This is a genomic window from Rhizobium sp. Leaf311 (assembly GCF_001423445.1).
Taxonomy (GTDB): Bacteria; Pseudomonadota; Alphaproteobacteria; order Rhizobiales; family Rhizobiaceae; genus Agrobacterium.
The window spans coordinates 169,621-174,658 of record NZ_LMNZ01000008.1 but is presented as its reverse complement, the minus strand read 5'-3'; the positions used below and the strand labels follow the sequence as shown (position 1 = coordinate 174,658).

3 protein-coding genes and 2 pseudogenes are annotated in these 5,038 nt (G+C 53.3%); 4 read left to right on the top strand and 1 reads right to left on the bottom strand.

What is annotated here, in order from left to right:
* The 4 genes and pseudogenes from ASF69_RS23610 to ASF69_RS12745 form a co-directional block, all read left to right on the top strand.
* A pseudogene (locus tag ASF69_RS23610) lies at nt 1-508 on the top strand (type VI secretion system tip protein VgrG); the annotation flags it as partial.
* 5 nt (nt 509-513) lie between these two features.
* Nucleotides 514-1,572 (top strand): DUF2169 domain-containing protein, encoded by a 1,059-nt coding sequence (locus ASF69_RS12755; RefSeq protein WP_062588027.1) that lies wholly within the window; start codon nt 514-516, stop codon nt 1,570-1,572.
* Complete coding sequence (locus tag ASF69_RS12750; RefSeq protein ID WP_062588025.1) at nt 1,572-3,260, top strand: PAAR-like domain-containing protein; 1,689 nt, start codon at nt 1,572-1,574, stop codon at nt 3,258-3,260. The genes ASF69_RS12755 and ASF69_RS12750 overlap by 1 nt, the downstream gene beginning before the upstream one ends.
* A gap of 21 nt (nt 3,261-3,281) precedes the next feature.
* Nucleotides 3,282-3,989, top strand: a complete 708-nt coding sequence (locus ASF69_RS12745) for a GAD-like domain-containing protein (protein WP_062588023.1) — start codon at nt 3,282-3,284, stop codon at nt 3,987-3,989.
* A 147-nt stretch (nt 3,990-4,136) separates the two neighbouring features.
* On the opposite strand, the pseudogene ASF69_RS22755 reads toward ASF69_RS12745, so the two are convergent.
* Nucleotides 4,137-5,038, bottom strand: a pseudogene (locus tag ASF69_RS22755) (IS3 family transposase); the annotation flags it as partial.

Genomic DNA, 5,038 nt, shown 5'->3' with positions numbered 1-5,038 from the left:
CGCCACGACGCTTGCGTCATCCGCCCTCGGCTTCCTCGGGGCTGGCGGCATGTCGTCACGCGAGGGTGTCGTCTCTGGCCCAAGCCCGCGTTCTGATGCGGGTACTGCACTGGCCGGTTCCGGTACGGGTGTCGGATCGGATGCATCCGGCCTGTTCCCCCTCCCCGGCATCATGAACACGATCATTGGCGCGTTCCAATCAACGTCGGTCGGTGTCGCCAAGACCGAGCAGATCGGTGTCAGCAAGGTTTCCAATGTTGGTCAAACATCGATTGAAAACATCGGGAAATTCAAAAAAACCATTGTCGGTGAGGAGTTTGTCATTGAGTGTGGTGCCTCGAAGTTTATCATGCGCAAGGATGGTACGGTGATCATTCTCGGGACGCAGTTCAACTTCACAGCATCGGGGCCAACACAGATCAACGGAACCGTGGTGGATTTGAATAAGCCAGGCGGCGGATTTGATGAAGCTGATCCCTCAGAGTCCGATTCAACAGCAAAAGGCTGAAGCGGATGACAGTTGATAATCACACGCCGTTTCCCGCGCTTGCGTTTCGTCAATACAATATGGCCGGCGATCTGTTGGGCGTGGTAGTGGCACGCGGCACATTCAAACTCACCAATGGCGGCACTTTGCAGATTGCGGAAAATCAATATCCGCTTGTCATGTCCGATACATATGATGGTGACCCACACCAGACACCGATGGTGGCATGCACAGATTTAGCGCCGTTCAAACCTTCAACCGATGTTACGTTCGTCGGCGCTGCGTTTGCTCCAGATGGAAAGCCGACATCTTCTTGGACTTGCAGTTTACGTGTCGGCCAAGTCGAGAAAAGATTACGCGTTCATGGTCCGCGCCAATGGTGTGCTAAAACACGAAAGACGTGGGTAGGTATAATAGATCGGTCCAAAGAGGATGCTCTTGATGGTTGGGAATTAACCCAAGGGAAACCCGTTAATTACGTACCGCTTGACTGGCGACTTGCATTTGGTGGCAAAAATGACTGCGAAACTATCGAGGCTAACCCGATCGGCATTGGGTTAGTCGATGAGGGACGCTTTAGAGAGCAGCCAACATGGCCAGCACCTCAGATAGAGGAGGAAAGCCATCCCATATGCTCCGCGACCGATCGCCCGAAACCGGCTGGCTTGGCACCATTATCGCCATTCTGGACGGACAGGTTGTCGCTTGCAGGCACTTACGATGACCAGTGGCTTGAACAAAGACATCCGCTCTTGCCACAGGATTTTGATTTTCGTTTTTGGCAAGCCGCCCATCCTGATCTTGTTACGGAAAGCTGGTTAGATGGCGGCGAAAATTTTGCGCTTGAAAGGTTATTGCCCGGACACACCAGGCTAGAAGGACAACTTCCAAAACTGAAGCTGTCGATCGAAATCGACCAAGGCAAGGGACCAGCCCGCGCGGCGATGGTATTGGATGGCGTCCATTTTGATATGCGGCCTGGTGTTGGGCGAGTGTTTTTAACTTGGCGAGTCGGTTTTCCTTGGCCAAGCCGAAAAGGTTTGCCGAAGCTCATCTTTCTCTCTTCCCAGCGAGAAGTCGCATAATGGGAGACCGCCAATTCCCCGATCCACTTTTCGACGATGCGTTTGCAGCCAAATATGGTCTGCCACCTGGCACACAAATAACCGGGCCACCTATCAGTGGCACGCTTTTAAGCAAAACGCCCGACGGTCTGCAGGGGCCGTTGCTCAGTTATAAGGGTCCTTGGCCACCTCCAAAAGAGAATGAGAAAGGAGTGGCAGAAGTACAGCCTCGTCCGGCCGCTCCGAGTCCGGCGCCGCCTGAAATAATACCGGATAATCAAAAGGCACTGGCAATCGGTCTTTCGCCAGATGTTTGTCGCGCACCCGAAAAACCCTGCCCATTCCCCGTGTGGGGTACCGCTGACAATGATTACAACTATTCACCGAATGTATTGGCGAACGGTGAGGCCATTAAGCGGTTCGATTCGAAATTTACAATCACTTACGGAGATGAGCCTGGCACTGGCCTAGGGGTCAAGTCTGGTACTGTGGGTGATGTTGTCGAGCCCGCCACCTCTTCTCCAATCGTAAAAGTTAACGGCATTCCAATACAACGTCACGCCGACCGCTGCACACTAAATAACGGGAACACTGAAGGAGAATATTGTTATGTAAACTCAACGGAAACCAAAGAAGCTCCAGACGCCGCGGACAATCAAGACAGATCAACAATTGGCCAAGCTAAAGAGGAACTTGGTCACTTTTGGGCCGGAATGAAAGCCACCTCAGACGAGGCATCACTGATAGATGGCGCCGTCAATAAGATTAGTGACTACTACAACGGCAACGCGTCGCTTTTGGAAGACGTTCAAGGGGTCTACGAAAGTTTGCCTACAGGACCCCAAATCTGGCAAAGTACGCAGGATATTGGAAGCGGTCTGTACAATGTCGGGGAAAATGTCATCAACGACCCAATCGGCAGCGCGAAGGCAGCTGGAGGGTTTGTTGCTGACGGGGTCAAGGGCGCGGTCAACAGCGTTGAAAAAGGCTATAACACGCACGGCGTATCGGGTGCGCTTGGCGCTGGAACGGGTGTTTTAGCGAGCGTTCTCAGCCCGGGTAAAAAGCTGAAGATGCTGAAAGAGGCAGGGGAAGGGCTCGAAGAAGCTGGTAAAATTGGCAAGGTCGCACGGGAGGCTGAGCATGTAGAAGATGCCAAGAAAGTCGAAAATGCTGGTGAAAAAGTTGATGGTGGCGGCGGTGGACGTGTCACGGGTCATCTGAAGGTGCCATGCTTCGACCTGCCGAGGGGCGTAAATCGCGACGAGTTTCGTCGCCAGTTGAAGGAGCAGCAGGCTACCGTTAACAACATGACAGCGGACGATATGGCATATGCTCATACCGTTCTCGACCACGCAAAGAAAGCTTGGGGTAATAGAAAAGGACCGTATACGAATTTGCTGCGCGACTCGAAAGCTCAGGACGCTGCTAGAAGTCAATATGAAGATTCATTGAGAGAGGCCGGATATAGCGCTTCGGAAATACAAAAAACGATGTCTTCCGTAAATGCGACCCACTATCTGGACATCTATGCTGGCGGAAATCCCTCCTCAGTCGGTATCGGCGGCGGCGCCGAAAATCAAAGAATTGGGCCTATGTGGGCACAACGGGGGCGCGCTAATTTGTTGAAACAAGAAGCAAACCGCTTGCGTGCCAACGGGCAAGCGAACAAGTTGATGAAGGTTGAGCTCAAAATCTGCGGCGAATAACAGGTGACAGGAAGGCTTTACATGTTGGATACATTCTTTTCCGAGATAATCGATGAGCTAGGCCCACCGCAGCGCGCTGTTCCACTGACTAGTGAACAGGATGAGCGTTTGTCGAAGGTTCTCCCAAGGAGCTTTATGGCTTTCCTCCGCATGTATGGGTTTGGTGATTATTTCGACCGTCGCCTACAGTACTGCGATCCTTCCGATTTCTCGGAGGTTCTTGCGCTCGTTTTCGCTGCAGATCCTGACTTCAGTCACAAAGACTGCTTCGTGATCGGCTATTCGGCATTTGGGCGGCTGGTTTGCTGGTCCCAGCGTCATGATCATTTTGAGATCGATCTCGTCGATATGCGACTGACTTCCAGCAAGCTGGCACCTACAGCATTCGTTTTGCCACCCGGCCTTCCCAAACGTGACAGAAGCACTGATCCAGATGTTCTTGCTCGATCCCTGCTACCTTCAAAGAGCAAGACATTCGAGGAATTCGATGCACAAGATCAACCCATGTTTGACCGATGTGTTGTTGCGCATGGGTCCCTGGAGAGGGGAGAATGTTTTGGATACTTCCCTGCCATTGCCACTGTTGGCTTAGATAGTCCGATGCGACGAGTAGAGAACGTCAAGCGTGTGAAGGCTCTCGAGCATTTTGCTATCCTTGCTCAACTTGGAACATTTAGTTTAATGCGTCTCGAACGCGGGCAATACACCGCAATTCGGACCATTGGATAACTGGAAATGAACTGGGACGTCATAACTTCCGAGAGAATGGGACTGACGTTGCCCCCAAGTTTTTCTAGTTTTAAGTTCGCTCCAGCGGTTTTGGGTTGCTGTATTCGGGGCGGTAGCGACGGGTTGCGGTGCGGAGCCATTCCGGCTGCGCAGCACCGCATCACGTCGCGGGTTGATTGTCTGAGCGAACTCAGTAGGCGTCATCCAGCCGAGTTCAGAGTGTGGTCGATGATCGTTGTAATCGATGCGCCAGGCTGAAAGCGAAGATCGAGCATGGGTCAGTGACGAGAAGAGGGTCTCATTCAGGAACTCGTCTCGTAGCCGTCCATTGAAGCTTTCGATGAAGGCGTTCTGGATCGGTTTGCCTAGTGCTATATAGTGCCATTCCACTTTGGTCCGATCCGCCCAATGCAGGATTGCGTTACTGGTGAACTCGCTGCCGTTGTCACTGACGAGCATCTTCGGCTTGCCACGTCTTTCGATGATCCGGTCTAACTCATGGGCAACCCGCAAGCCGGAAAGGGACGTATCGGCGACGAGGCCCAAGCATTCTCTTGTGCAATCATCGACGACCGTAAGCACCCGGAACCTGCGGCCATCGGTGAGCTGATCTGACACGAAGTCCAGCGACCAGCGATCATTGGCGGCTGTCGGGATCAACATCGGCGTTCGGGTGCCTATCACCCACTTACGCCCGCCACGCTTGCGTACCGTGAGCTCCGCCTCCCGATAGAGCCGGAAGAATTTCTTGTGATTCACAAGATGGCCCTCGCGTCTGAGCAGCACATGAAGGCGCCGATATCCAAAGCCGCCGCGTTCATGCGCCAACGCCTTCATCCGCTCGCGAAGGTCGTGGTCATCGCTGCGACTGGTTTCGTAACGGATCGTCATCCGGCATAAGTCGACGGCTTTACGCGCCCGCCCCTCTCAGCGGTGTAAACACCGCCTGCCAGGCAATGGAGGCTCATCTGGTGGGTGACCCACCAAATGCGCAACAGCTTTCCGCCTGGCTGCGGGCGTCACCACTTCTTTCCCAAAAGGTCTTTCAA

Bases quoted from the DNA above. Each gene is read 5' to 3' on its own strand.
- ASF69_RS12750 (WP_062588025.1), top strand. From the start codon at position 1,572: ATGGGAGACCGCCAATTCCCCGATCCACTTTTCGACGATGCGTTTGCA.
- ASF69_RS12755 (WP_062588027.1), top strand. From the start codon at position 514: ATGACAGTTGATAATCACACGCCGTTTCCCGCGCTTGCGTTTCGTCAA.
- ASF69_RS12745 (WP_062588023.1), top strand. From the start codon at position 3,282: ATGTTGGATACATTCTTTTCCGAGATAATCGATGAGCTAGGCCCACCG.